This is a genomic window from Pseudomonas sp. GW456-L13, assembly GCF_017350115.1.
In the GTDB taxonomy this organism is placed as follows: Bacteria; Pseudomonadota; Gammaproteobacteria; order Pseudomonadales; family Pseudomonadaceae; genus Aquipseudomonas; species Aquipseudomonas jessenii.
Genome location: NZ_JACNAS010000001.1, coordinates 786,438 through 810,121, shown reverse-complemented (window position 1 = coordinate 810,121; position 23,684 = coordinate 786,438). Strand labels below are relative to the sequence as shown.

Annotated in this window: 20 protein-coding genes and 1 tRNA gene; 11 read left to right on the top strand and 10 right to left on the bottom strand. The window is 61.3% G+C overall.

Features of this window, described 5'->3' with window-relative positions; all coding sequences use genetic code 11:
* Nucleotides 1-2: 2 nt before the first annotated feature.
* The 4 genes from J4D25_RS03490 to J4D25_RS03475 form a co-directional block, all read right to left on the bottom strand.
* Entirely contained in the window at nucleotides 3-1,580 is a 1,578-nt protein-coding gene (locus J4D25_RS03490; RefSeq protein ID WP_057715249.1) for an aldehyde dehydrogenase (NADP(+)), read from the bottom strand.
* Between the two features lie 106 nt (nucleotides 1,581-1,686).
* Nucleotides 1,687-2,634, bottom strand: coding sequence for a dihydrodipicolinate synthase family protein (locus tag J4D25_RS03485; RefSeq protein WP_057715248.1), 948 nt, complete (start codon nucleotides 2,632-2,634; stop codon nucleotides 1,687-1,689).
* 57 nt (nucleotides 2,635-2,691) lie between these two features.
* Nucleotides 2,692-3,618, bottom strand: a complete 927-nt coding sequence (locus J4D25_RS03480) for a 4-hydroxyproline epimerase (protein ID WP_057715247.1) — start codon at nucleotides 3,616-3,618, stop codon at nucleotides 2,692-2,694.
* Nucleotides 3,619-3,663: 45 nt separating this feature from the next.
* Nucleotides 3,664-5,310, bottom strand: coding sequence for an APC family permease (locus J4D25_RS03475; RefSeq protein ID WP_057715246.1), 1,647 nt, complete (start codon nucleotides 5,308-5,310; stop codon nucleotides 3,664-3,666).
* A 187-nt stretch (nucleotides 5,311-5,497) separates the two neighbouring features.
* Here J4D25_RS03475 and J4D25_RS03470 point away from each other — a divergent pair, with 187 nt between their 5' ends.
* From J4D25_RS03470 to J4D25_RS03460, 3 genes are all read left to right on the top strand, one after another.
* Nucleotides 5,498-6,292, top strand: coding sequence for an AraC family transcriptional regulator (locus J4D25_RS03470; protein WP_057715245.1), 795 nt, complete (start codon nucleotides 5,498-5,500; stop codon nucleotides 6,290-6,292).
* Between the two features lie 76 nt (nucleotides 6,293-6,368).
* The gene (locus tag J4D25_RS03465; RefSeq protein WP_008021538.1) at nucleotides 6,369-6,749 is read left to right on the top strand and encodes a RidA family protein; all 381 of its coding nucleotides are present in this window, start codon (nucleotides 6,369-6,371) and stop codon (nucleotides 6,747-6,749) included.
* A 237-nt stretch (nucleotides 6,750-6,986) separates the two neighbouring features.
* Nucleotides 6,987-8,975, top strand: a complete 1,989-nt coding sequence (locus tag J4D25_RS03460; protein ID WP_057715244.1) for a U32 family peptidase — start codon at nucleotides 6,987-6,989, stop codon at nucleotides 8,973-8,975.
* 103 nt (nucleotides 8,976-9,078) lie between these two features.
* Here the strand turns inward: J4D25_RS03460 and J4D25_RS03455 are convergent, their stop codons facing one another.
* Entirely contained in the window at nucleotides 9,079-9,507 is a 429-nt protein-coding gene (locus tag J4D25_RS03455; protein ID WP_057715243.1) for a hypothetical protein, read from the bottom strand.
* Between the two features lie 321 nt (nucleotides 9,508-9,828).
* On the opposite strand from J4D25_RS03455, the gene J4D25_RS03450 reads away from it, so the two are divergent.
* Nucleotides 9,829-9,903 (top strand) — tRNA-Gln (locus J4D25_RS03450).
* Between the two features lie 106 nt (nucleotides 9,904-10,009).
* Here the strand turns inward: J4D25_RS03450 and J4D25_RS03445 are convergent.
* Entirely contained in the window at nucleotides 10,010-10,672 is a 663-nt protein-coding gene (locus J4D25_RS03445; protein WP_057715242.1) for a glutathione S-transferase family protein, read from the bottom strand.
* A gap of 158 nt (nucleotides 10,673-10,830) precedes the next feature.
* On the opposite strand from J4D25_RS03445, the gene J4D25_RS03440 reads away from it, so the two are divergent.
* Together J4D25_RS03440 and J4D25_RS03435 are read left to right on the top strand one after the other, a co-directional pair.
* Nucleotides 10,831-11,763, top strand: a complete 933-nt coding sequence (locus J4D25_RS03440; RefSeq protein ID WP_057715241.1) for a GlxA family transcriptional regulator — start codon at nucleotides 10,831-10,833, stop codon at nucleotides 11,761-11,763.
* Nucleotides 11,764-11,864: 101 nt separating this feature from the next.
* Nucleotides 11,865-12,839, top strand: coding sequence for a nitrilase-related carbon-nitrogen hydrolase (locus tag J4D25_RS03435; protein WP_057715240.1), 975 nt, complete (start codon nucleotides 11,865-11,867; stop codon nucleotides 12,837-12,839).
* 69 nt (nucleotides 12,840-12,908) lie between these two features.
* On the opposite strand, the gene J4D25_RS03430 is transcribed toward J4D25_RS03435, so the two are convergent.
* Nucleotides 12,909-13,415: a DoxX family protein gene (locus tag J4D25_RS03430; RefSeq protein WP_057715239.1), complete on the bottom strand. Its 507-nt coding sequence runs from the start codon at nucleotides 13,413-13,415 to the stop codon at nucleotides 12,909-12,911.
* A 285-nt stretch (nucleotides 13,416-13,700) separates the two neighbouring features.
* Between J4D25_RS03430 and J4D25_RS03425 the strand changes: the two genes are divergently transcribed.
* Entirely contained in the window at nucleotides 13,701-15,203 is a 1,503-nt protein-coding gene (locus J4D25_RS03425) for an aldehyde dehydrogenase family protein (protein WP_057715238.1), read from the top strand.
* Nucleotides 15,204-15,328: 125 nt separating this feature from the next.
* Here the strand turns inward: J4D25_RS03425 and J4D25_RS03420 are convergent, their stop codons facing one another.
* The 3 genes from J4D25_RS03420 to J4D25_RS03410 all read right to left on the bottom strand — a co-directional run bounded on the left by J4D25_RS03420 (nucleotide 15,329) and on the right by J4D25_RS03410 (nucleotide 18,704).
* Nucleotides 15,329-15,658 carry a hypothetical protein gene (locus J4D25_RS03420; protein ID WP_032829393.1) on the bottom strand — a complete coding sequence of 110 codons (330 nt, stop codon included), beginning with the start codon at nucleotides 15,656-15,658 and terminating at the stop codon, nucleotides 15,329-15,331.
* A gap of 523 nt (nucleotides 15,659-16,181) precedes the next feature.
* Nucleotides 16,182-16,685, bottom strand: a complete 504-nt coding sequence (locus tag J4D25_RS03415; RefSeq protein WP_057715237.1) for a GNAT family N-acetyltransferase — start codon at nucleotides 16,683-16,685, stop codon at nucleotides 16,182-16,184.
* Between the two features lie 72 nt (nucleotides 16,686-16,757).
* Nucleotides 16,758-18,704 (bottom strand): DNA topoisomerase III, encoded by a 1,947-nt coding sequence (locus J4D25_RS03410; RefSeq protein WP_057716625.1) that lies wholly within the window; start codon nucleotides 18,702-18,704, stop codon nucleotides 16,758-16,760.
* 255 nt (nucleotides 18,705-18,959) lie between these two features.
* Between J4D25_RS03410 and J4D25_RS03405 the strand changes: the two genes are divergently transcribed.
* From J4D25_RS03405 to J4D25_RS03390, 4 genes are all read left to right on the top strand, one after another.
* Nucleotides 18,960-19,328: a DUF427 domain-containing protein gene (locus J4D25_RS03405; protein ID WP_057715236.1), complete on the top strand. Its 369-nt coding sequence runs from the start codon at nucleotides 18,960-18,962 to the stop codon at nucleotides 19,326-19,328.
* 177 nt (nucleotides 19,329-19,505) lie between these two features.
* Complete coding sequence (locus J4D25_RS03400; RefSeq protein WP_057715235.1) at nucleotides 19,506-20,027, top strand: sigma-70 family RNA polymerase sigma factor; 522 nt, start codon at nucleotides 19,506-19,508, stop codon at nucleotides 20,025-20,027.
* Nucleotides 20,024-20,974: a FecR domain-containing protein gene (locus J4D25_RS03395; RefSeq protein WP_057715234.1), complete on the top strand. Its 951-nt coding sequence runs from the start codon at nucleotides 20,024-20,026 to the stop codon at nucleotides 20,972-20,974. The genes J4D25_RS03400 and J4D25_RS03395 overlap by 4 nt, the downstream gene beginning before the upstream one ends.
* A gap of 105 nt (nucleotides 20,975-21,079) precedes the next feature.
* The gene (locus tag J4D25_RS03390) at nucleotides 21,080-23,560 is read left to right on the top strand and encodes a TonB-dependent receptor (protein ID WP_057715233.1); all 2,481 of its coding nucleotides are present in this window, start codon (nucleotides 21,080-21,082) and stop codon (nucleotides 23,558-23,560) included.
* The last annotated feature ends 124 nt before the right edge of the window (nucleotides 23,561-23,684 follow it).

Sequence of the window (23,684 nt, the reverse complement as noted above, 5' to 3'; positions counted from 1 at the left end):
GCCTAGGCTTCTCTCTGGCCGTCGAGCAGGCGACGCAACTGCAATGGGTTACCGTGCTTGAGCGCGGCCGGCAACAAGGCGTCCGGGAAGTCCTGATAGCAGACCGGACGCAGGAAACGCAGGATGGCGGCGGTGCCGACCGAGGTGGTGCGCGCATCGGACGTCGCCGGGAACGGGCCGCCATGGACCATGGCATCGCACACCTCGACCCCGGTCGGCCAGCCATTGACCAACAGGCGTCCGGCCTTGCGCTCGAGGATCGGCAGCAACGCCCTGGCGCTCTCCACGTCGGCATCGTCCAGGTGCAGGGTGGCGGTCAACTGGCCTTCCAGGTGTTCGATGACCTGGCGGATTTGCTCGTCGCTGGCGCATTGCACGATCAGCGACGCGGCGCCGAACATTTCCGCCTGCAACGCCGGGTCGGCGAGAAACTCACTGGCCTGGGTGACGAACAGGTGGGCCTGGCACTGGTTCGGGGTTTCGCCCTTCAAGCCGACGGCCACTGTTTCCGCGTGGGCATGCTCGGCCAGCGCGCCGACGCCGGCCTCGTAGGCCTTGAAAATGCCGGGGGTGAGCATGGTCTGCGCCGGGCTGCGCTGTAGCAGTTGCGCGGCCGACTGGATGAAACGCTCTAGGTCTGGGCCCTGGCGGGCAATCACCAGACCTGGGTTGGTGCAGAACTGGCCGGCGCCTTGGGTGAGGGAGGCGACGAAGCCTTGCGCCAGAGCTTCGGCTCGCGATTGCAGGGCTGCCGGGAACAGCAAGACCGGGTTGATCGAGCTCATTTCCGCATACACCGGGATCGGCTCGGGACGCGCCTGGGCCGCGTTGCACAAGGCGATGCCACCGCTGCGCGAGCCGGTGAAACCCACGGCCTTGATGCGCGGATCGGTGACCAGGGCGATGCCCACTTCGCGGCCGGAGCCGAACAACAGCGAAAACACGCCTTCGTGCAGCCCGCACAGTTTGACCGCACGGGCCAGGGCTCTGCCCACCAACTCGCTGGTGCCGGGGTGCGCGCCATGGGCCTTGACGATCACCGGGCAACCGGCGGCCAGCGCCGACGCGGTGTCACCGCCGGCGACGGAGAAGGCCAGGGGAAAGTTACTGGCGCCGAACACCGCCACCGGGCCGAGCGGCACCTGACGCTGACGCAGGTCCGGGCGGGGCAGGGGCTGACGCTCCGGCAGCGCGCTGTCGACCCGTACATCCAGCCACTCACCGGCACGCACGGTGAGGGCAAAGGTGCGCAGCTGCTGGCAAGTGCGGCCCCGTTCACCCTGGATACGCGGGCGTGGCAGGCCGGTCTCGGCCACGGCGCGGTCGATCAATTCATCGCCCAGGGCTTCGATTTCGCTGGCGATGGTTTCGAGGAATTCGGCGCGGGCCTCCAGGGACGTCGCGCGGTAGCTGTCCAGGGCACTCCACGCCAGGGCGCAGGCCTGTTCGACGTGTTCGCCGCTGCCACCGTGATAGGCCGGTTCAAGGGGGAGATCAGTGGCGGGATCGATGCCGCGGATCGCTTCGCGGTTGCCGGCGATGGCCTGCTGGCCGATCAACATGTTGCCTGTCAGAGTCATGGTCTTTCCTGAAACAAAGAGGGGGGCGTTGCGAAAAAAAACGCCGTACCGCCGTGGGCGAAAATAAAGGCGGCGCACCTTGGCACGCCGCTGTACAGGCTGAATGTCAGGCGAAGTTCTGTTCGGCCGACCACTGCTCGTACCACTGGCGGAACAGCGCGTATTGGTTCTCGGCATAACGACGCTGGGCATCGCTGAGCGCATCGGTCTCGTTGAAGTGCAGGGTGTATTCCTTGTCGCCATTGAGCACCATCAGGTGCTTGTAGTAGAGCACCAGGTCGCAACCCTCATCGAAGGACGACAGCACCGCCAGTGCCGATTCCAGTTCCCGCGCCTGACGACGCGCCTTGGCATCGCCCTTGGCCGCTTGTTTGCTCAAGGCCACCAGGCGCAACACTTCGCGCGGCAGCGCGTTGCCGATGCCGGTGATGGCGCCGGTGGCGTTGCAGTTGACGAAGCCATGGACCACCTGGGTGTCGACACCGACCATCAGGGTCACGTCATCGTCCTTGGAGGTGATGTGTTCGGCGGCGTAGCGCAGGTCGGCGGCACCGCCGAACTCCTTAAAGCCGATCAGGTTCGGGTACTCGCGGCGCAGTTCGAAGAACAGGTCGGCGCGGGTGGCGAAGCCGTAGTAAGGGCTGTTGTAGATCACCGCCGGCAGGCCTGGAGCGGCTTTTAGGATCGCGGCGAAGTGGGCTTTTTGCGCGGTGGCCGAAGCGCCGCGAGACAGCACGCGAGGGATGACCATCAAGCCATGGGCACCGACTTTGGCCGCGTGTGCCGCATGGGACACCGCTTCGCGGCTGTTGACGGCACCGGTGCCGACGATGGTCGGAACACCGGCGGCCACCAGGCGCGCCACGCCTTCCTGACGCTCGGCTTCGGTCAGCAGCGGCCAGTCGCCCATGGAACCGCAATACACCACGGCGCTCATGCCAATGTCGATCAGCTCGCGACCCTTGGCCACCAGCGCGTCGAAGTCCGGCTTGCGCTCGGCGGTGCATGGGGTCATCAGTGCAGGGATGCAGCCAGTGAAAATGTTGTCGCTCATTGTGTTGTCACTCCTTGAGGCGTTCATTCAGATTTGGTCAGGGAAAAGGCGTGGGGCTCAAATGCCCCACGCAAAGGGGTCCTGTTCGTCGATCAGCAAGGTGCTGTCGGCGGTCATGTAGGCGCGGCCGGTGATGAAAGGGATGATGTGTGCGCCTTCCCATTCGTAGCTGCCGACAAATTGGCTGGCGGTGATGCTGGCCTGGACCCAGCGTTCACCGGCGGCCAGCTTCCCGTCGGCCGCCAGGCACGCCAGTTTTGCGCTGGTACCGGTCCCGCAGGGCGAGCGGTCGTAGGCCTTGCCCGGGCACATGACAAAGTTGCGGCTGTCGGCGTGATCGTCGTCGGCAAACAGTTCGATGTGGTCGATCAGCGCGCCGTCTTCACCGTGGATGCCCTGGGCCTCGAGGGCCTTGAGCATTGCCCAGGTGTACTCGGTGAGGAACTCGACGTTGTCCATCTGCAAGGCCTGACCGTGATCGGACACCAGGAAAAACCAGTTGCCGCCCCAGGCGATGTCGCCGTACACGCGGCCATGTCCGGGCACTTCGACCGGCACCTGTTGACGGTAGCGGTAGGCGGGCACGTTGCGCAGGGTGACGTTGCCGTCCTCATGCAGCGTGGCGCTGACGGGGCCGACCGGCGTATCGATCTTGTGCTCGCCGGGCTGGATTTGCCCCAGGTAATGCAGCGAGTTGACCAGGCCGATGGTGCCGTGACCGCACATGCCGAGGTAGCCGGCGTTGTTGAAGAAGATCACGCCGCAAGTGGCATCCGGCGACACCGGTTCGCAATACAGCGCCCCCACCAGCACATCGTTGCCACGGGGCTCCAGCAGGCAGGCGCGACGCCATTGGTCATGCTGCTCGCGCAGGGCATCGCGCTTCTCGGCCATGGTCCGGCCGGGCAACTGGGGCAGGCCCGACATCACCAGGCGAGTCGGCTCGCCGCCGGTGTGGGAATCAATGACATGTACTTTTTTCATAAACCTTTCCATTTGAGGAACACGCAGGCTTTGCTGGCCTGAATTTCAGCGAGAGGTCTGGGCGGATACACCAATCGGACGCTGGCCTGCGGTCGTGCCGGTGTGAACAGGATCGGCTTGGCTTTCACCGTCCTCGTCTTCCAGGCGAACCAGATGCGCCGGCACCCCGGTGGCCGCGCCCCAGTAGTAGATGCCCATCGCGCAGGCCGCCACGACCACTGTGTCGAAGGGATGGGTGAGTACGCCCATGCCGCCGAAGCTGCCGAGCCAGGACAGCACGATGGTCACGGCATAGAAGCCGATCAGCCACGCCGAAGAACGCACTTGTTGGGCCAGGCTCAGGTGTTGGGTCGGCACGAAACGTCCGCACAGCAGGTACACCACGAACATCAGGATTTGCAGGCCGAGCAACCAGGACACAGTGCTCCAGCCAGACCAGTAGACGATCAGCGCGGCGATGATGAACGACACCGGGCCGAGGACACCCATGCGCTTGACCTTGAACGGGCGCGGCATGTCGGGCGCATTGCGGCGCAGGGCAGCCACCGACACCGGGGCCACGGCGTAGCTCAACACCAGCGCGGCGGAGACCACATTGATCAGCGCTTCCCAGGAAGGGAAGGGCAGGGTCCAGAACACCGACAGGGCGAAGGTCAGCCACAGCGCCGGACGCGGGATGCCGGACTTTTCGTCAATGCGGGTGAAGACCTTGAAGAAGGTGCCGGTCTGCGCCCAGCCGTAGATCACTCGCGGTGTCGCGTTCATGTAGATGTTGCCGCAACCGCTGGGAGAGATCACCGCGTCGGCCACCACCAGATAAGCCAACCAGCCCACACCCAATGCCAGGGCGATGTCGCGGTAGGGCAGGGCCAGTTCCTTGGCCACGCCGGCCCAACCGTTGGCGAGCATTTCGGTCGGCACGCCGCCGAGGAACGCCACTTGCAACAACACATAGATGGCGGTGGACAGCAGTACGGAGAGGATCAGTGCAATCGGGATGGTGCGTTGGGGATTCTTCACTTCGCTGGCCACCGAGATGATCGGTGTCAGCCCCAGGTAGGCGAAGATAATGCCGCCGGCGGACACAGCCATCTCGACACCTGACAGCCCGAACGGCATGAAGCCCTGGGACTGGAAGTTCTCTGGTTTGAAGAAGGTGAACAGCACGCCGATCACTAGCAGCGGCACGATGAACTTGAACATGCTGATCAAGTTGTTGGCCTTGGCGAACGTTTTCACGCTGTAGTAGTTGAGCATGAAGAACAGGCACAGCAGGCCGAACTGGACCAGCCAGCCAATCGCCGTTGGATTGCTGGAACCGGCCTGGGTCAATGCGGGAAACCACGCAGCGGCATACTGGCGCGCGGCGACCACCTCGATGGCCACCAGGCTGGAAAACGCGATCAGCGTGATGAAGCCCATCAGGTAACCCAGCAACGGGCCGTGGGAGTAAACCGGGTAGCGAACCACACCGCCGGCACGGGGCAGCGCTGCGCCGAGTTCACAGTAGACGATGCCCAGCAGCAGCACCGCAAAACCGCCCAGCAGCCAGGAAAAGATCCCCGCCGGCCCCGCGATGGCGGACACGTGACTGGCTGCGAACAACCAGCCGGAACCGAAGATGGCCCCCAGTCCGATAAACGTAAGGTCTATCAACGAAAGTTGTTTTTTGAACTTGCCTTGGCCTGACATGGCATCGCCTTCTTGTGAGTTATTGGATAGGCAGGTGTGCACTTCAAGACGCCCCGGTCGGTTTTGCCGAGGAGGGCGGTGGCCATAGAGTGAACTTGGCGGCGTGCCCGCGATTGATGTTTTCCTTGGGTGTCGATGACGAAATCAGCACAATGGGAAATGTCTGATTTTTGCGAGGGACCGGTTGATGACTCAGGATGCGTTTGCGCTGTTGTGCCAGGGCGACGACTCGAATCGCCCCGAATCCATCGAGCAACTGCTGGCAGGTGTCGCGCTTCTGCTGCCCATGCTGGATGTCATTCCGAATGCGGCGATCTTTATCAAGGATGTGCAGGCGCGCTATGTCATGGCCAACCGCACGCTGGTGCAACGCTGTGGCTTGAAGCAGCTAAAACCGCTGCTGGGGAAAACCAGCGCCGAGGTGTTCCCGGAGCAACTGGGGCCTGGTTACACCGAGCAGGACCGGCGGGTGCTGGAGCAGGGGCTGGTGCTGGAAGACCAGCTGGAGCTGCATCTGTACGGCAGCCGGGAACCCGGCTGGTGCCTGACCCATAAACGACCGTTGTATAACCGCCGCAATGAAATCATCGGTCTGGCGGGCATCTCGGTCGACCTGCAATCGGCCAGTGACACGCACCCGGCGTACCAGCGCCTGGCGGCAGTGGACGAGCACATTCGCGCGCATTTCAACCGTCGCGTCACCCTGGGCGAGTTGACGCGCATCGCCGGTATTTCCGTGGCGCAACTGGAACGCTACTGCAAGCGCGTGTTTCACCTGACGCCACGGCAGATGATCCAGAAGGTTCGCCTGGAACACGCGCATCGACTGCTCCACACCGATATGCCGATCACCGAGGTCGCCCTGCAATGCGGCTATACCGACCACAGTGCGTTCACCCGGCAGTTCAAGGCATTGACCGGTTTCACCCCGCGCCAGTACCGGCAGGCCACCGGTCACCAGCAGCCGTCCGGTCTGGATTAGCGACGCGCCGCCAATGGCCCTGTAAACTGGCCGCGCAAAAGGCGCCTGCCTCACCACCTCAAGCAAGAGAGTCCTCATGGCAAACCACGACCTGACCTTCACCCCTGATCCCGATGCGGATTCGATTTCCTCCGACGTTGTCGGTTTCGGCGGCGTGCTGGTCTCCACCCAGATCCCCACCCGCGCCGACGGCAGCCTGGAACTGGGCGACATCACCCTGCAAAGCGAATGCACCCTGCAAGCGCTGAAGGTCGCGCTGGAGCGAGCCGGCAGTTCCATGGACCGCGTGATGCACCTGACCATCTACCTCACCGACATGGCCGACCGCGCCGCGTTCAACGAGGTCTACAAGCGCTACTTCGCCAAACCCTGGCCGGTGCGCGCTGCTGTCGGGGTTGCCTCGTTGGCGGTTGAAGGCATGCGCGTGGAAGTGACCGCGATGGCGGCCAAGGCCTGATCACGGCAACACACACAATACTGTAGGAGCGAGCTTGCTCGCGATGAACCTGAGAGCGACTCGGGGCATCAGGTTGCCAGCGTTATCGTTGGCGGCCATCGCGAGCATGCTCGCTCCTACAGGGTTTGAGGCATGCCAGGCCTGCTCGAAGCACCACCTGGCAGCGCACGGGTGCCGCTCAGGCGTTTCGCCGCTACAATGCACGCCTCGACCGTGACAAGCCTGACTAAAAAAACTATGTCTTTGCCCAAACATCACCTGGAATTGCTCAGCCCTGCCCGCGATGTCGCCATCGCCCGCGAGGCCATCCTGCATGGCGCCGATGCCATCTACATCGGTGGCCCGAGCTTCGGCGCCCGCCACAATGCCTGCAACGAAGTGAGTGATATCGCCCAATTGGTGGAGTTCGCCCGTCGCTACCACGCCCGGGTGTTCACCACCATCAATACCATCCTGCACGACAACGAACTGGAACCGGCCCGCAAGCTGATCCATCAGTTGTACGACGCCGGCGTCGATGCGCTGATCGTCCAGGACCTGGGGGTGATGGAGCTGGACATTCCGCCGATCGAGCTGCACGCCAGTACCCAGACTGACATCCGCACCCTGGAGCGGGCGAAGTTCCTCGATCAGGCCGGTTTCTCGCAACTGGTGCTGGCCCGTGAGCTGAATCTCCAGGAGATCCGCGCCATCGCCGACGAAACCGACGCAGCCATCGAGTTCTTTATCCATGGTGCGTTGTGCGTGGCGTTTTCCGGCCAGTGCAACATTTCCCACGCGCAAACCGGGCGCAGCGCCAACCGTGGCGACTGCTCCCAGGCCTGCCGTCTGCCGTACACCCTCAAGGACGAAAAGGGTGGGGTGATCGCCTACGAAAAGCACCTGCTGTCGATGAAGGACAACAACCAGAGCGCCAACATCCGCGCCCTGGTCGAGGCCGGCGTGCGCTCGTTCAAGATTGAAGGCCGCTACAAGGACATGGGCTATGTGAAAAACATCACTGCCTACTACCGTCAGCGCCTCGACGCCGTGCTCGAAGACCGCCCGGACCTGGCCCGTGCCTCCAGCGGCCGCACCGCGCACTTCTTCCTGCCCGACCCGGAAAAAACCTTCCACCGTGGCAGCACCGATTACTTCGTCACTGACCGCAAGATCGACATTGGCGCCTTTGATTCGCCGACCTTCACCGGTCTGCCGGTGGGTGTGGTCGAAAAAGTCGCCAAGCGCGACATGCAGGTCGTGACGCACGAACCGCTGTCCAACGGCGACGGCCTCAATGTGCTGGTCAAGCGTGAAGTGGTGGGTTTCCGCGCCAACATCGCCGAACCCAAAGGCGAATTCGAGGAGGACGGCGAGAAGCGTTATCGCTATCGCGTCGAGCCCAACGAGATGCCGGAGGGGATGTACAAGCTGCGCCCCAATCATCCGCTGAATCGCAACCTTGATCACAACTGGCAACAGGCGCTGCAAAAGACCTCCGCCGAGCGTCGAATTGCCCTGAACTGGGTCGCTCGCCTGCGTGAAGAGCAGTTGGAACTGACCGCTACCAGCGAAGAGGGCATCAGCGCCAGCGTCACCCTGGCCGGCCCGTTCGGCGCCGCCAACAAACCGGAACAGGCGCTGGAGCAATTGCAGGATCTGCTCGGCCAACTGGGTACCACGCAGTACCACGCCATCGACATCAAGCTGGACGCGCCGCAGGCGTACTTCATCCCCAACTCGCAGCTCAAGGCCCTGCGCCGTGAAGTGATCGACGCCTTGACCGAAGCGCGGATCGCCGCCCACCCGCGTGGCAGCCGTAAGGCCGAGACCACGCCGCCGCCGGTGTACCCGGAGTCGCACCTGTCCTTCCTGGCCAACGTCTACAACCAGAAGGCCCGCGACTTCTATCACCGCCACGGCGTCAAGCTGATCGACGCGGCCTACGAGGCCCACGAGGAAACCGGCGAGGTGCCGGTGATGATCACCAAGCACTGCCTGCGTTTCTCCTTCAACCTGTGCCCGAAACAGGCCAAGGGCGTGACTGGCGTGCGCACCAAAGTTGCACCGATGCAGCTGATACACGGCGATGAAGTGCTGACGTTGAAGTTCGACTGCAAGCCTTGTGAAATGCACATCATCGGCAAGATGAAAGGCCACATCCTCAACCTGCCGCAACCGGGCAGCGTGGTGGGGCACATCAGCCCCGAAGACCTGCTCAAGACCATCCCGCGCGCGCCGCACTGAGTGACCGGTGAGTGCGCTGCAACGGCGCGCTCACCTGTTCCAGCCGAAACCTCTTTTGCTGAATTCCAGACGCTGACGATAAACCTGGAGCTGGCGGTCGACACTATTTACAGGTATCGGCGACGGCCTTTTCAGCTCGTTTGAATTCCTGTTTGACGTCGGTCGGGATGCGTTGCCTTTTCAGTTCCTGACCGAGGAAGGGTTGTTCGCCTCGGGACTGGACCTCAGCCTCCTCGGCCGTTATCTGCGCCTCGATGGCAGCGGCGTGCTTGTCGATGACGGCATCGACCTCGGCTTCATTCCTGGCGGTATCGAGTGCCAGGACCAACTGGCCGGCCTCGGCTTTTTCGGCTTCGGCATAGGCTTCGACCGTCAACCCGGAGGCCAAGGCTCGCGCTTGGGTTTCCAGGTCATTCAGATGCTCCCGGGCGGCCTTGCAGACCGCTTCCTGTCGCTGGTTCTGGATGTGTTCCCAGGTGTTCAACCCATAAACCGCGGTCCCGAGTACCAGAAGGGTTGCAGCGGCCCCCATTAATTTGCCTTTCACTTTTGGCGCCCTCAAATGGCAAGGGAAGGGTGTTGCATAAACGATTCCCGATTCAATTCGAGTAAAGAAAAGCGTAGCAGAGCTGTTCGGGCTGAATGTGCGCCGATAAATCCCCGAGATCCGGCTCAACACTAAGCGCCTGTTTTAATGAACAATTTTTTTTGTTTGGGCTTCCCAGGCGAGGAAAAAGTTGGTAAATTTGCGCCCACTCTTGCAGCGGCCCTCAGGGAACCAGCCGCGAGAGCAGGCAACAGGTCTTGTTGCCACTCAAGAAAGCGAGTGCCAGGCACTCATCGCAACAGATACAGGGGCGTCGCCAAGCGGTAAGGCAGCAGGTTTTGATCCTGCCATGCGTTGGTTCGAATCCAGCCGCCCCTGCCATTTTTTTATTCCTGCATAATCAGATAACACTCGACCGACGGTTATTATTCGTCGACTCGTCGACTCGTTGGTTTTTGCCTCCCGTTCCCCGGTCGCGCTGGCGTCACTACCGAAAGCGCTCCGGGATGGCCTCTGCAAACGGGTACCAGGAAAAATACGGCCTTGCCTCGTCGATGACCTGCTTGACCGAGGACCTTTGGGTCAACCTGTCGAAATAAGCACTCAAGTGGCGATGATCGCCGGGAAAGGGGACGAGGGTGCTGGCGTAGAACAGTGCCGGGGCGGCGGCACAGTCGGCCATGCTGAACGCGGGGCTGGTGACCCATGTTCTTGCCGCCAGCTGACGTTCAAGCATGCCGTACGCCGTCATTAGCGCGGCGCGTTCGCGGGTCAGGTCGCCGTTTGCGGCATTGATTCTGTCAGCGACGATCTTCTGCATCGGCACCTGGATGTGCAGGTCGAAAAAACGATCCCACAGACGCACCTCCAGCGCGGTTTCCCAGTCGTCCGGAACCAGATGCACCTGGCCGGGATGAAGCCGGTCCAGGTACTCAATGATCACACTCGACTCCGGCACATCCTTTTGCCGGGCGTGATCGCGCAGCACCGGAAACTTGCCGATCGGCCACAGCGCTTGAAGCTCGGCCCGGTCAGCCTCGTTACCCAGGTCTATGACCCTTTTTTCAAACTCGATTCCCAGTTCATAGAGAGCGATCAGCGCTTTGTGGCAGAACGACGAGAGCGGATGGAAATAAAGAGTCAGTGACATCCTGCAATTCCTCGGTGAGATGCAAACCACCTGATTATCCGTCGCTATCGGCCGATGCGCGAGGTGCTCCACCCTGATGCCCGGCGCCTGCTGTTCGGGTTAGAGTACAAGTCTTCTGGCCTGAACATCAGGCATGCCACGTTTAGGGTCATATCGCCATGCACCAGATCGGACTCATTGTTTACCCCGGCTTCCAGGTTCTGGGCCTGGCCATGTGTGCCGCCTTCGAGTTGGCCAATAGCGCCGGCGACGAGCCGTTGTACCGCATTGCATTGCTGTCCGAGCCGGGTGGCCTGGTGCAAACGTCCGCCGGTTTTGCAGTGCAGACCGAAGCGTTCGACCAGCGCGCGTTCGATACGCTGCTGGTCCTGGGCGACAATCTGATCCGCCCGACCACGCCGGGCATGTTGGAGTTTCTGCGCCGCGCCAGCCACGGCACCCGGCGTCTGGGATCGATTTGCACGGGGGCGATTGCCTTGGCCCAGGCCGGTTTGCTTGATGGTCGGCGGGCGACCACCCACTGGGCGCATGTGTCGGCCTTTCGCAAGGCGTACCCGAACGTGAAGGTCGAGGAAGACCGGATCTTCATCAACGACGGCAACGTCTGGACGGCTGCCGGCATGAGCGCATGCGTCGATCTGGCGCTGGCCCTGGTGGAGAACGATCTGGGCATCGACGTTGCACGCAAGGTGGCGCGGCAATTGGTGGTGTATCACCGGCGTTCCGGCGGGCAGTCGCAGTTTTCGGTGATGCTGGAGCTGGCCCCCAAGACCGATCGCATACAGGCCGCGCTGAATTACGCCAGGCAGAATCTCAAGTCCGCGCTGTCGGTCGAGGAGCTGGCCAGTGCGGCCAATCTCAGCCCTCGGCAATTCAGCCGGGTGTTTCATGCCGAAACCGGCCAGTCTCCGGCCAAGGCCATCGAAAACCTGCGGGTGGAGTCGGCCCGGTTGATGATGGAAACCGGACGGCACTCTATCGATGCGGTAGCGACGGACACCGGCTTTGGTGACCGGGAGCGGATGCGCCGCGCTTTTATTCGTGCGTTCGGGCAGCCGCCGCAGGTGATTCAGCGTGCCAGTCGGGGCTGAATCGTGATGTCCTGAAAGGTGGTGTATACGACATTCAGGTCTTAATATTATTTACGTAATATTTATCTCGTTGAAACCTTTCCCTCAATGAGATCGCCGCCATGACCCTCGTCAAAGCCGCCGCCGTACAAATCAGCCCTGTTCTTTACAGCCGAGAAGGCACCGTCGACAAAGTGGTGCAGAAGATTCTCGAACTCGGCGAGCAGGGTGTGCAATTCGCCGTATTCCCGGAAACCGTGGTGCCGTACTACCCGTACTTTTCCTACGTGCAGTCGCCATTCGAAATGGCCGCCGAACACCTCAAGCTGCTGGACCAGGCGGTCACCGTGCCTTCGCACGCCACCGATGCCATCGGCGCTGCGGCCAGGCAAGCGGGGATGGTCGTGTCCATCGGCGTCAACGAGCGCGATGGCGGCACGCTGTACAACACGCAGTTGCTGTTCGATGCCGACGGCTCGCTGATCCAGCGTCGCCGCAAGATTTCCCCGACCTACCACGAGCGCATGATCTGGGGCATGGGCGACGGCTCCGGCCTGCGGGCCGTCGACAGCGCGGTAGGGCGCATCGGGCAACTGGCCTGCTGGGAGCATTTCAACCCGCTGGCCCGTTATGCCTTGATGGCCGATGGCGAACAGATCCATGCGGCCATGTACCCGGGGTCGTTTGCAGGTCCGCTGTTCGCCTCGCAAATGGAAGTCAGCATTCGTCAGCATGCTCTGGAGGCCGCATGCTTTGTGGTCAACTCCACGGCGTGGCTGTACCCCGAGCAACAGGCGCAGATCATGGCCGACACCGGTTGCGCCATCGGTCCGATCTCCGGCGGTTGCTACACCGCGATCATCAGCCCGGATGGCTCGGTGCTGGGTTCGTTGCATGAAGGTGAGGGCGAGGTGATCGCCGACCTCGACATGGGCCTGATCGACAAGCGCAAGCGCATGATGGATTCCCGTGGCCACTACAGCCGCCCGGAACTGCTGAGCCTGCTGATTGACCGCACGCCGCAATCCCATGTGCATGAGCGCAGCGCGCATCCAAAGCTGGCGGAACAGACCGGGCTGGAAGAGGTGATGGGTTAGTTCCGGGGAAAAAAAATAGGGGACTTCATGGAAGTCCCCTTTTTGTTTGTCGGCGTTGCAGCTGTCGTTTCAGCGTCGCCAGAAGCAACGCGCCAGCAGCGCATCGATACCGAGCTTGCCGCCACCCGACAGCAACAGCGGCGTGAGGGCCACAAGATAGATCAAAGGCAGCTTGAAGTTGCCGTAACCCTTGTTGCTGATGGCATAGCCTTGGGCGAGTTCATTGAGAGTGTGCCAGTCGGCGGGCCAATGGACGGCGGCGGTTGCGACGAGGGTCACCACCATCAGGCTCAGCGCCGAAAAACGTGTGCCCAGGCCCACCAGCAAGGTCAAGGCGAAGATCAGTTCGGCCCACATCGACAGTTCCCAGTTCAGCGTCGCTGGAAGGTGGTCGAACGGAAACGGGAAGCGCTCCTGGATATCGGCGAACCAGTTCTGGCCGTTGAATTTTTCCAGGCCGGACTCGAAGAATTCCCAGGCGAGAAACACCCGCAGCGCCAGGGGGGCAAACCAGTCGCCGGCACGGTCGAGGTTCAGGTGCAGGCCTTTGACGGCCGAAGAAACGGAAGTGTTCATGGGCGTAGTTCTCTTTCAGGTCAGGGCGGCGGGGCAACGGCATACCCCCGAGAGTTGAGCGCTTTGATCGGCTTGGCCAATCGACAGGCGTATTTCATCAATGGGGTGTATCTGCGGTGTGTCGTTGTGGCGGGGTTTTGAGTGCGGGGTGTGTCTGGGGTGGGGCTGTATACACTGAGATACGTAAACGGCCATCGCTTACCCCCTGTGGGAGCGAGCAGGCTCGCTCCCACAGGGAAATTGCTATACATTTTCTGGCCGCCCCCTGCATGGTGAAACCGCTTCATGTCTCTTGCGCTCGAACGTCTAGTCGCTGGCACGCCAATCCCTTTCGCCGGTAATCGTGTCACTGTCGTCAGCCCCGAACTGGCGCAACGCTTCCAGCCCGGTGACCACCTGCTGGTGGAGCAGGTCAGCGGCGAGTTGCTGCTGATCCCCGTGGCGGACCAGCAAGCGGCCAACGTCGCGATCGAGCGCGCCCAGGCGGCATTCACCGCGCTGTCGGCAGTGTCCGATCAAGCCATCAGCGCCTTCTTCGACCTGTTTGCCCAACGCCTGGAAACCGCGCAATGCTGGGCCTTGATCGAAGCCGCCAACCTGGCCGACATCGAGCGGGCCAAGGCGCGCGGTCGTTCGACCACCCGGTTGCTGGCCGATGAGCGCATGCGTCGCGACATGATCGCCGGCCTGCGCGCCTGGCGCGATGCACCGGCCAGTCGTGGCAAGGTGATCAGTAGCGTCGAGCACGACGGCTGGAAAGTCGAGCAAGTGGTCTCGCCGCTGGGCATCGTCGCGTTCGTCTTCGAAGGCCGACCGAATGTGTTTGCCGACGCGGCCGGTGTGTTGCGTACCGGCAACACCGCCGTGCTGCGCATTGGCAGTGATGCGTTGGGCACCGCCCAGGCGATCGTCACCCATGCACTGAACCCTGCGCTGAGCGACGCCGGTTTGCCGGCCGGAGCCGTGTCGCTGGTAGAAAGTGTCAACCACGCCGCCGGTTGGGCGATGTTCGCTGACCGACGCCTGTCATTGGCAGTGGCCCGTGGTTCGGGTCGCGCCGTCAGTCAGTTGGGCAGCATCGCGCAGCAGGCCGGTACGGCGGTCAGCCTGCACGGCACCGGTGGCGCCTGGCTGATCGCCAACGCCGATGCCGACGCCCCGCGCTTTGCCGCCGTGGTGCGCAACTCCCTGGACCGCAAGGTCTGCAACACCCTGAACGTCTGCCTGATTCACCGCGACCGCGCCGCTGAACTGGTGCCGCTGTTCCTCGACGCACTCAAGCAGGCCGGCACCGCACGGGGCCAGGGCTGCAAGCTGCATATCGTTGAAGGCAGCGAGTCGCACCTGCCGCAAGACTGGCTGGCTGCAACGGTCCAGGTATACCGTGCCGAAGGCTATCAGAGCGAGGCGCAGGCCGAACCGTTGCCGGAAGATCAATTGGGCCGTGAATGGGAGTGGGAAGAAACCCCGGAAGTCAGCCTGAAGATCGTCGACAACCTGGACGATGGCATTACCTTGTTCAATCGCTACAGCCCGCAATTCACCGTGTCATTGATCAGTGAAAGTGCCGAGGCTCAGGAGCGTTTCTACAACGCGGTCAACGCGCCTTTTGTCGGCAATGGCATCACCCGTTGGGTCGATGGCCAGTACGCGTTGAACAAGCCGGAACTGGGGCTTTCGAACTGGGAGAGCGGGCGCCTGTTTGCTCGCAGTGCGATTCTCTCGGGTGATGGCGTGTTCACCATTCGTAGTCGCATGACCCAGGTCGATCTGGGCGTCAAACGCTGAGATGGCGGAACTTGTGACCGCTGCAAGCCCGCTCCCACAGTTGATGTTTATTCCAGCATAAAAAAGCCTGCTCCTTATCGGGAGCAGGCCTTGTTTATCAATAAGTCAGTAATGACTCATCTTAATCAGTAGAACCGGTCAATCACCCGAACTTCGTTCTGGTTCTGCATCGAGGCCCAGGCCTGTTTCAGGGTTTGCAGAACATTACCGATGAAGTCCTTGTCGGCCGCGGCCTTCTTGCCGACATAGCCCTGGCCGCGACGGTACATCTTCAGTCGGGCGAGCAGGTTCTGGTTGTTCTGGTCGAACTCTGCTTCATGGGCGTGCGGCGACAGGCAGTCGATATGAACCTGGCCACACTTGCTGATCCAGAGAATATGGTTGTCGTGGCTGTCTTTCTTTGCAGCGAAAATACGAGCCAGTTCATCGATAGTTGGTTGATTGTTCAGATTCATCATAAAGCCCCTTGACCAATTGGTGATCTTTCAAAGTTGATTCGCTAATACAGGTAGCCCATCGGTTAGTTGATCCCTGGCACCGAAACCAGGACGTCAGCGTTCGACCGCCTTATCGGGCGGGGTCCTGCGTCTGTTGCATGTAGTCGTGTTGAATAACTGCTACGCAATAGCGTCACAACGAAGAGAAGCGGCGAAAACCTTAAGGCCACTGCCGACATTTTCAGGGTCGGCCACAAGCTTCATGAGGATTGCTCGCCAAGACTTCTCGCCCTTGTACTGGACGTTCAGGCCAGGTCAGCTTCTTCAATCTGCCTTGTGGGCAGCGTGTATCCGGGAAAAACAGCTCGGCGGTCAGACGAGCTTGCTCAAACGTGTTGCCTGTACTCCCGATCGGGGAGACGTCTGCATCATGCAAGGGCAAATCGGAGGCGTCAACGGTTTTGTAGTGAATATTTTTAGTCACTACATATTGTCGGACAAAGCTGTTGGGAATTAGCGGGTGGAGTCGAAGGTGTGTCGGTCAGGACGACAAAGGCGGACACTCAAAGCGGTAAAAAGTGCAGGGATAGCGGTCTACCACCTGCTGATGCAAGGTGAGCCCGGCAACGTTGAGCCCCGGCATCACGGCGGCCCAGAACAGGCGCGCCGGCTGATTCGCCTCGATATGGAAAATCTGCCATTGACCGGGGAATTGACTCAAGAGGGTGGAAACGACAAATCGCGCGACACCCCGGCCACGAAAGCGTCGACTGACAAACAGATAGCCGATGTTGTAGTCGGCACCGGATAGATGGACCTGGTTATCCACGGTCACGAAGCCGGCCAGTTCACCGTCGACCTTGATCAGGAAGGGGCGGGTGGCCGGGTTTCGCCAGTAGTCGGGCATGGGCAGGATGTTGAAGAAACCGTATTCGCCCAGTTTCAGCGGTAACCATTCGCTGAAGTCGTAGGTATAGAACTGCATAAGGTTCTCGATGGTTTCCAGTTCATCGCGTTGGGCGGCGTGCAGTTCTATCGAAGGCATACGGGTTGGCTCCAGTTACGCCGGGGCAGGTGCACCCTTCATTATGGTTGGCCACAAGGTTCGGTGTCGGGTTCAGGTTTTGCTTGCCGGCTTTGCCCCGCGCCTGGTGCCGCTCGATGGTTTGCGCGGGGCGCTCTTGCGCTTTTTCTTCCATGGAGTTGCGGCGCGCCCGCCGGGCGGTGGACCGCTGATGGTCAGGCTCAGGCCGGCACAGCGACTGACCTGCTTGCTCATCCACGCCGCCTGTTTGGTGACGAACTCCTCCAGGCTCATTTCCCCGCTTTGCACCATGTCCAGCGCCTGCTCCCAGATCGCCGTGGTGCCCGGATCGGCGATGGCCCGGGGTACGGCGTCGATCAGGCTGAACGCGGCCGGCGTGGCGGCCAGGGCCTTGCCGTTCTTGACCAGATAACCACGGTCGAGCAGGCCCTGAATGATCGACGCACGCGTCGCTTCGGTGCCGATGCCGGTGGTGTCCTTGAGCTTTTGCTTGAGCAGCGGGTCTTGCACCAGTTTGGCGACATTCTTCATGGCCTTGATCAGGTCGCCTTCCGTAAACGGCTTTGGCGGTTGCGTCCAGAGGTCCTTGAATTGCACGCCGGCCACTGCGCAGTCGATGCCTTCGGCCAGGTTGGGCAGAGTCTGCGGTGCCGGGGCTTCGCGCCCCTTGGCCGGAGCCAGTGCTTCGGGCAGGGCGCGTTTCCAGCCCGGCTCGATGATCTGCTTGCCGACAGCGCGCAAGGCCTCGCCGGCGCAGTCGAAATCGGCCTGGGTGCGGTCGTACTCGTGATTGGGCAGGAACTGCGCCAGGTATCGGGCGCGGATCAGGGTGTAGACCGCACGCTGTTTACCCGCCAGACGTTCGAGGTTCTTCGCCGCAGCCGTGGGGATGATGCCGTGGTGCGCGCTGACCTTGGCATCGTTCCAGGCCCGTGAGCGCCGTTGCGGATCAAGGTGATCGTGCAAGGCGTTCAACGCCGGATCGGCCTGACGCAATGCCGCCAGAATGGCCGTTGCCTCGCTGTGCTGACTCAGGGGCAAGTAGCCGCAATCACTGCGCGGATAGGTAATGACTTTGTGGGTCTCGTACAGCGCCTGGGCAATGTCGAGGGTTTCCTGGGCGCCGAGGCCGAGTTTCTTTGAGCAGACCTCCTGCAGGGTACCCAGGTCGAACGGCAGCGGGGCCACTTCGCGCATCCGTTCGGTGCGCAGTTTGATCACCCGCGCACTGGCCGCGCCGCTCATGGCGGCCGCAGCTTGTTGCGCCAATGCCTGATTCAGACAGCGGTCCTGGTCGTCGCAAAGCTCGGATGCCGCGCGCCATTGCGCCGTGAACGCGGTGCCGTTGTGCAGCAGTTGCACGTCGATGGCCCAATAGGGGACGGGCACAAAGTCGGCGATGCTGCGATCGCGATCCACCACCAGGCGCAAGGTCGGCGTTTGCACCCGGCCGACCGGCAACACGCCTTGATAGCCAGACTGGCGCCCCAGCAGGGTGAACAGCCGACTCATGTTCATGCCGATCAGCCAGTCGGCCCGGGAACGCCCCAGGGCCGAGTGATAGAGGCTGAAGGTCTCGTTCCCCGGTTTGAGGGCCGCGAGGGCCTTGCGGATGGACGCATCGTCCAGTGCCGACAACCAGAGCCGGCGGATCGGACCGCGATAGCGGCAATGCTCCACCAGTTCCCGGGCGATCATCTCGCCCTCGCGGTCGGCGTCCGTGGCAATGATCAGTTCGGACGCTTCACCGAGCAGGCGCTTGACCGCCTTGTACTGGCTGGCGGTGCGCGGCTTGACGGTCATTTTCCATTTTTCGGGAATGATCGGCAGGTCGGCCAGCACCCAGCGCTTGTAGCGCGCGTCGTAGGCATCCGGCGGTGCGGTTTCCAGCAAGTGGCCGATGCACCAGGTCACCGTGACGTCCGTTCCCAGCCAACAGCCATCGCCCCGGCGCCGGGCGCCGAGGACTGCTGCAATGTCTTTGGCCTGGGAAGGTTTTTCACAGAGGTACAGCCGCATAACCACCATCGTCGATCAATGTGCCAGAGATGCACAGAATGGCGCTTGATGAACGATGGAGCAATCTTTATCTGTATGGATGTACAGGTTTGTGTGTCGCTCCCGTTCGGCTGCGAAGCAGTCGCGAGGGTAAAACTTGGGTTATACCTGATAAATCGTGGTTTCAGGTTTTGGGGCTGCTGCGCAGCCCATCGCGGGCAAGCCACGCTGCCACATCGATTTGCAGGTCCATTACCGTCATGAGGAACGTTTTCCATGAAAAGCTCCGGTCCTAGCCCTGTCATCACCATCGCCGAGCAGCCTGGCTGTCTGTTGGTAAAATTTCACGGCATTCAAGTGGCCGCCTCGGCGCGGGCCCTGGTGTTGCTGGAGGCCAACTACCCGCCGGTGTACTACGTGCCGCGAGAGGACATCGACGAGAAGTATTTCGCCCGTACCGACCACACCAGTTATTGCCCCTACAAGGGCGATGCCAGCTATTTCAGCCTGCAGGTGCCGGGGCATGAAAGCGCCAACGCGGTGTGGAGTTACGAAGACCCCAAGGTGTCGGTAGAGCAAATCCGCGGTTATCTGGCGTTCTACCCGGATCAAGTGAAGTTCGAGCTGCTTGATGCCGAGGTTTGATTGTCGTTTTCAAGCGATAAGACAGTCACGATTCAACGGTTATCCCCCAGATCGGCAAATTCCGGAATGTCCTTCTGCTCACTTGGACATTCTGGATTGCCCCCCATGGCTATTGCCAATCAGCTGTTACAAATATGACAATGCGAGTCATTATCACTCGCGAATTATTCCACTCTCATGTCCGCCAACGATTTATCCCTGCGCAGCGCCGTCAACGACCTGTATTGCGACCATCACGGTTGGCTCCATGGCTGGCTGCGCAAGCGTCTGGGGAACGCGTTCGATGCCGCGGACCTGGCGCAGGACACCTTTGTCCGGGTGATCAAGGCACGCAGCGCACTGGAGATCCGCGAGCCGCGGCCTTATCTGTCGATGATCGCCAAGGGGCTGTTGATTGATCTGTTTCGCCGCCGCTCGCTGGAGCAATCCTATCTTGAAGCGTTGGCCGCCACTCCCGAACGGCAACAGCCATCGCTGGAGGAACAGGCGATTTTGCTGCAAGCACTGATGGAGATTGATCGGTTGCTGCAAGGACTGGGGCCGAAGATCAAGCAGAGTTTCATCCTCTCGCAGTTCGATGGCCTGACCTACCCACAGATCGCCGAGCGCCTGGGCGTCAGCGTGCGTACGGTAAACAACCACATGGCCAAGGCCATGGAGCATTGCTGTCTGATGCAAATCCAGTTGCAGCTCGCATGAGCCTGTCGCCCGCCGAACTGCAAGCGATCAGCAGCGCCGCGCAGTGGTACGCGCGGCTTCACTCCGGTGTTGCAACGGATGCCGATCAGGTGGCCTGGCGCGCCTGGCTGGCGGCTGATCCTGGGCATCACCAGGCCTGGCAGCGCATGACCGACGTCGGTGAGCAGATGGCTCGGGTTCCGGGCGCACTGGCTGCGCCGGCCTTGCGCGGAGCCGATCGGTCCCGTCACCAGGTGCTGCGCAGCGTGCTGGTGCTGGCGTCGGCGGGCTCCCTCGGGTGGTTGGGCTGGCGCAGTGAGGTAACCCGGGACCTGTTCGCCGACTACCGCACGGCAGTGGGCGAGCGTCGGGAATTTCGCCTGGCCGATGGCAGCTCGCTGCTGCTCAACACCCAGACGTCGGTCAACTTGCGTTTCGATGGCCGGCAGCGGGTGCTGGAGTTGCTGGCAGGGGAAATTCTCGTTTCGACCGCCGTCGACCCTGCGCAGCGGCCGTTCAAGGTTGTCACTCGAGATGGCGAGGTCCGGGCGTTGGGCACGCGGTTTATCGTCAGCTCCCAGGGACGCGGCAGCGAAGTGGCGGTGCTGGAAAAGGCCGTAGAGGTGAGCGTGTCACCATCGAAGGCACGGCTGGAGGCTGGTCAACGCATGGCCTTCGGTCCTGCCGGGTTGGGTGCAATGCAATCGAGCGATGCCTCGGTCGGGGCGTGGCGCCAGGGCAGCATTATCGCGATCAACCGCCCCTTGGCCGAGTTGCTGGCCGATCTTTCGCGCTATCGCAGGGGTGTTCTGCGCTGCGATTCGAGCATCGCCGACCTGAAGGTTTCCGGTTCTTTTCCGATTGACGACACAGACGTGGCGCTGGCAGCGCTGGAGAGTGGTTTGTCGTTGCGTGTCACCCGCTACAGCCGCTATTGGGTCAATGTTTCCTGTGGTGCTACGGGTTAATCCGCGACGCCGATAAAAATAATTTCTGCGCCATTGCACTATTCATGCGCATCGTTCGGCTCATCCCCCAATGAGTTTTTATTGATCGTTTGGGGGAGGGTAAGCATGTTTCGGGTGTACCAGTCTGGTCGTCTGGCGACCGCGGTGAAGTTCGGATTATTGGCGGCTACGACAACCGGTTCATGGTCTGCTGCAACGTACGCCGCGCCGGTGCCGGCGCAACAACAGCGTTCGGTTCAATCCTTCGATATCGCTGGCGGCAGCCTGACTGAAGTCCTCAGTCTTTTTGCCAGCGCGGCAGGCGCGGCCATTTCGTTCGATGCGCGGCAGACCGACGGTTTCAGTTCCCCCGGGCTGAAAGGCTCTTTCGGTGTCAGTGAAGGCTTTGCACGCATACTCGGTGGCAGCGGCCTGCAAGCCGAGCCCCAGGGCAACGGTACTTACATCCTGCGGGCGGCGCCTGTGTCCGGTTCGGCGCTGGAACTGGGCGCCACCAACATCAATGGGCAGGAGCTGGGCGCGACGACCGAGAACAGCGGGTCGTACACCACCGGAGCGATCACTATCGGCAAAGGCGAACATTCCCTGCGGGAAACACCGCAATCGGTGACGGTGATGACCCGCAAGATGCTCGATGACCAGAACCTCAACACCATCGATCAAGTGATGGAGAAGACCCCGGGCATCACCGTCTACGACTCGACCATGGGCGGCAAATACTTTTACTCGCGCGGTTTCCGCATGTCCGGCCAGTACCAGTACGACGGCGTGCCACTGGACATGGGCAACCTCTACGTTCAGGCCGACAGTTTCAGCGGGGATATGGCGTATTACGACCGGGTAGAAATCCTGCGCGGTGCCGCCGGCATGATGAAAGGCGCGGGCGGCACGGCGGGCGGGGTGAACTTCGTGCGCAAACGCGGGCAAGCGACGCCTCACACCGAGATCACCTTGTCGGGCGGCAGTTACGACAACTATCGCGCACAGGTCGACACCGGCGGCCCACTGAACGATTCGGGCACCCTGCGCGGCCGCGCCGTGATTGCTGAGCAGAGCCGGCATTACTTTGTCGACGATGCCAGTCGCAAGGACCAGGTGTATTACGGCGCGCTCGATGTCGACTTGAGCCCGGACACCACGCTCGGGGTGGGCCTGGCCTATGAAGATGTCGACGCCAACCCGTGCTGGGGCGGGTTGCCGCGCTACAAGGATGGCAGCGACCTCAAGCTCAGTCGTTCAACCTGCCTCGATCCGTCGTGGAACACCTGGCGCAGTAAACGCACAACGGTCTTCAGCGATCTCAAACACCAGATCAACGAAGACTGGGCATTGAAAGTCGCCAGCGTTTACACAAAAAACACCCAGGACATCAAATACGCGTTCGCCTCCGGGGCGGTAACGCCTGGCGTGGATACCACCGGTGTGCTGGGCAGCATGTACGACTACGATCAAGTCGACTACGGCCTCGACGCCTACGTGGATGGCAAGTTCGATGGGTTCGGCCTGCAACACGAACTGGTGGTGGGTTTCAATGCCAGTCGTTCGAACAAGGACGACTTCTACTCGGTGGCGTTTCTGCCGCAACGGCAAAATGTGTTCAATCCCGACAAACATATTCCGGAGCCGGACGACAGTTTCTTCATCGACAACTCGTCTCGTGGCGGTCCGGTCGATAGCGTGACCAAACAGAAGGGGGCTTACTCGACCTTGCGCCTGAAACTGGCGGAACCGTTGACCTTCGTCGTTGGCAGCCGCGTCAGCTGGTACAGCTCCGATACCGATTCGGTGTTCATCAGTTCGGGTACGTCCGAACACGCCAGCACCAAGGAAACGGGGCAGGTCACACCTTTTGCCGGGCTGTTGCTTGACCTCAATGAAAACCTCACGGCCTATACCAGCTATGCGGAAATCTTCACGCCCCAGGGTAACTTGCGGGCCGAAGACGGCTCGACCCTCAAGCCTCTGGTGGGCCAGAGCTATGAACTGGGGATCAAGGGGGCGTGGTTCGACGGTCGCTTGAACAGCTCTTTCAATCTGTTTCGCACGATCCAGAAAGACCAGGCGCAAACCGACTACAACTCGTCTTGTCCATCCTCTGACGGCTATTGCTACGTCAATGCCGGCAAGGTCCGGGCCCAGGGCTTCGAGGCGGAAATCAGCGGTGAAGTCATTGAGCGATTGCAATTGCTGGCGGGTTACACCTACACCCAGACCAAGACCCTGGATGACATCGACACGAGTCTGAACGGCGCTGCGTTCAACAGCTATGTGCCTCGGCATGTATTGCGCATGTGGGGCGACTACACCCTGAGCGGGTCTCTTGAAAGGTTCAGCATTGGTGCCGGCGTCAACGCGCAGAGCGATAACTTTCGGGTTTCACCCAACAGTGCAAAAAAGATCAGCCAGTCGGGTTATGCCGTCTGGAACGGTCGCATAGGCTATCGCATCGACGACACCTGGTCTGTGGCGCTCAACGGCAACAACCTGTTCGACAAGCGTTACTACGCCACCATTGGTACCGAGACGTTTGGCAATTACTACGGTGATCCACGCAACTTCATGGTATCGGTCAAGGCCCGTTTCTGACGCTGCAAAACCCCTGCAGGAGCGAGCCTGCCCGCGATGGTCGTTAACGAAAACGCGTGTTTAGTGGTTAAACGCGGCGCTTTCGAGTCCATCGCGAGCAGGCTCGCTCCTACAATGACAGGTC

Coding starts and splice junctions, on each gene's coding strand:
- J4D25_RS03480 (WP_057715247.1), bottom strand. CDS start 3,618: ATGAAAAAAGTACATGTCATTGATTCCCACACCGGCGGCGAGCCGACT.
- J4D25_RS03460 (WP_057715244.1), top strand. CDS start 6,987: ATGTCTTTGCCCAAACATCACCTGGAATTGCTCAGCCCTGCCCGCGAT.
- J4D25_RS03400 (WP_057715235.1), top strand. CDS start 19,506: ATGTCCGCCAACGATTTATCCCTGCGCAGCGCCGTCAACGACCTGTAT.
- J4D25_RS03390 (WP_057715233.1), top strand. CDS start 21,080: ATGTTTCGGGTGTACCAGTCTGGTCGTCTGGCGACCGCGGTGAAGTTC.
- J4D25_RS03485 (WP_057715248.1), bottom strand. CDS start 2,634: ATGAGCGACAACATTTTCACTGGCTGCATCCCTGCACTGATGACCCCA.
- J4D25_RS03490 (WP_057715249.1), bottom strand. CDS start 1,580: ATGACTCTGACAGGCAACATGTTGATCGGCCAGCAGGCCATCGCCGGC.
- J4D25_RS03455 (WP_057715243.1), bottom strand. CDS start 9,507: ATGGGGGCCGCTGCAACCCTTCTGGTACTCGGGACCGCGGTTTATGGG.
- J4D25_RS03440 (WP_057715241.1), top strand. CDS start 10,831: ATGCACCAGATCGGACTCATTGTTTACCCCGGCTTCCAGGTTCTGGGC.
- J4D25_RS03415 (WP_057715237.1), bottom strand. CDS start 16,685: ATGCCTTCGATAGAACTGCACGCCGCCCAACGCGATGAACTGGAAACC.
- J4D25_RS03420 (WP_032829393.1), bottom strand. CDS start 15,658: ATGAATCTGAACAATCAACCAACTATCGATGAACTGGCTCGTATTTTC.
- J4D25_RS03465 (WP_008021538.1), top strand. CDS start 6,369: ATGGCAAACCACGACCTGACCTTCACCCCTGATCCCGATGCGGATTCG.
- J4D25_RS03425 (WP_057715238.1), top strand. CDS start 13,701: ATGTCTCTTGCGCTCGAACGTCTAGTCGCTGGCACGCCAATCCCTTTC.
- J4D25_RS03475 (WP_057715246.1), bottom strand. CDS start 5,310: ATGTCAGGCCAAGGCAAGTTCAAAAAACAACTTTCGTTGATAGACCTT.
- J4D25_RS03430 (WP_057715239.1), bottom strand. CDS start 13,415: ATGAACACTTCCGTTTCTTCGGCCGTCAAAGGCCTGCACCTGAACCTC.
- J4D25_RS03410 (WP_057716625.1), bottom strand. CDS start 18,704: ATGCGGCTGTACCTCTGTGAAAAACCTTCCCAGGCCAAAGACATTGCA.
- J4D25_RS03395 (WP_057715234.1), top strand. CDS start 20,024: ATGAGCCTGTCGCCCGCCGAACTGCAAGCGATCAGCAGCGCCGCGCAG.
- J4D25_RS03435 (WP_057715240.1), top strand. CDS start 11,865: ATGACCCTCGTCAAAGCCGCCGCCGTACAAATCAGCCCTGTTCTTTAC.
- J4D25_RS03445 (WP_057715242.1), bottom strand. CDS start 10,672: ATGTCACTGACTCTTTATTTCCATCCGCTCTCGTCGTTCTGCCACAAA.
- J4D25_RS03470 (WP_057715245.1), top strand. CDS start 5,498: ATGACTCAGGATGCGTTTGCGCTGTTGTGCCAGGGCGACGACTCGAAT.
- J4D25_RS03405 (WP_057715236.1), top strand. CDS start 18,960: ATGAAAAGCTCCGGTCCTAGCCCTGTCATCACCATCGCCGAGCAGCCT.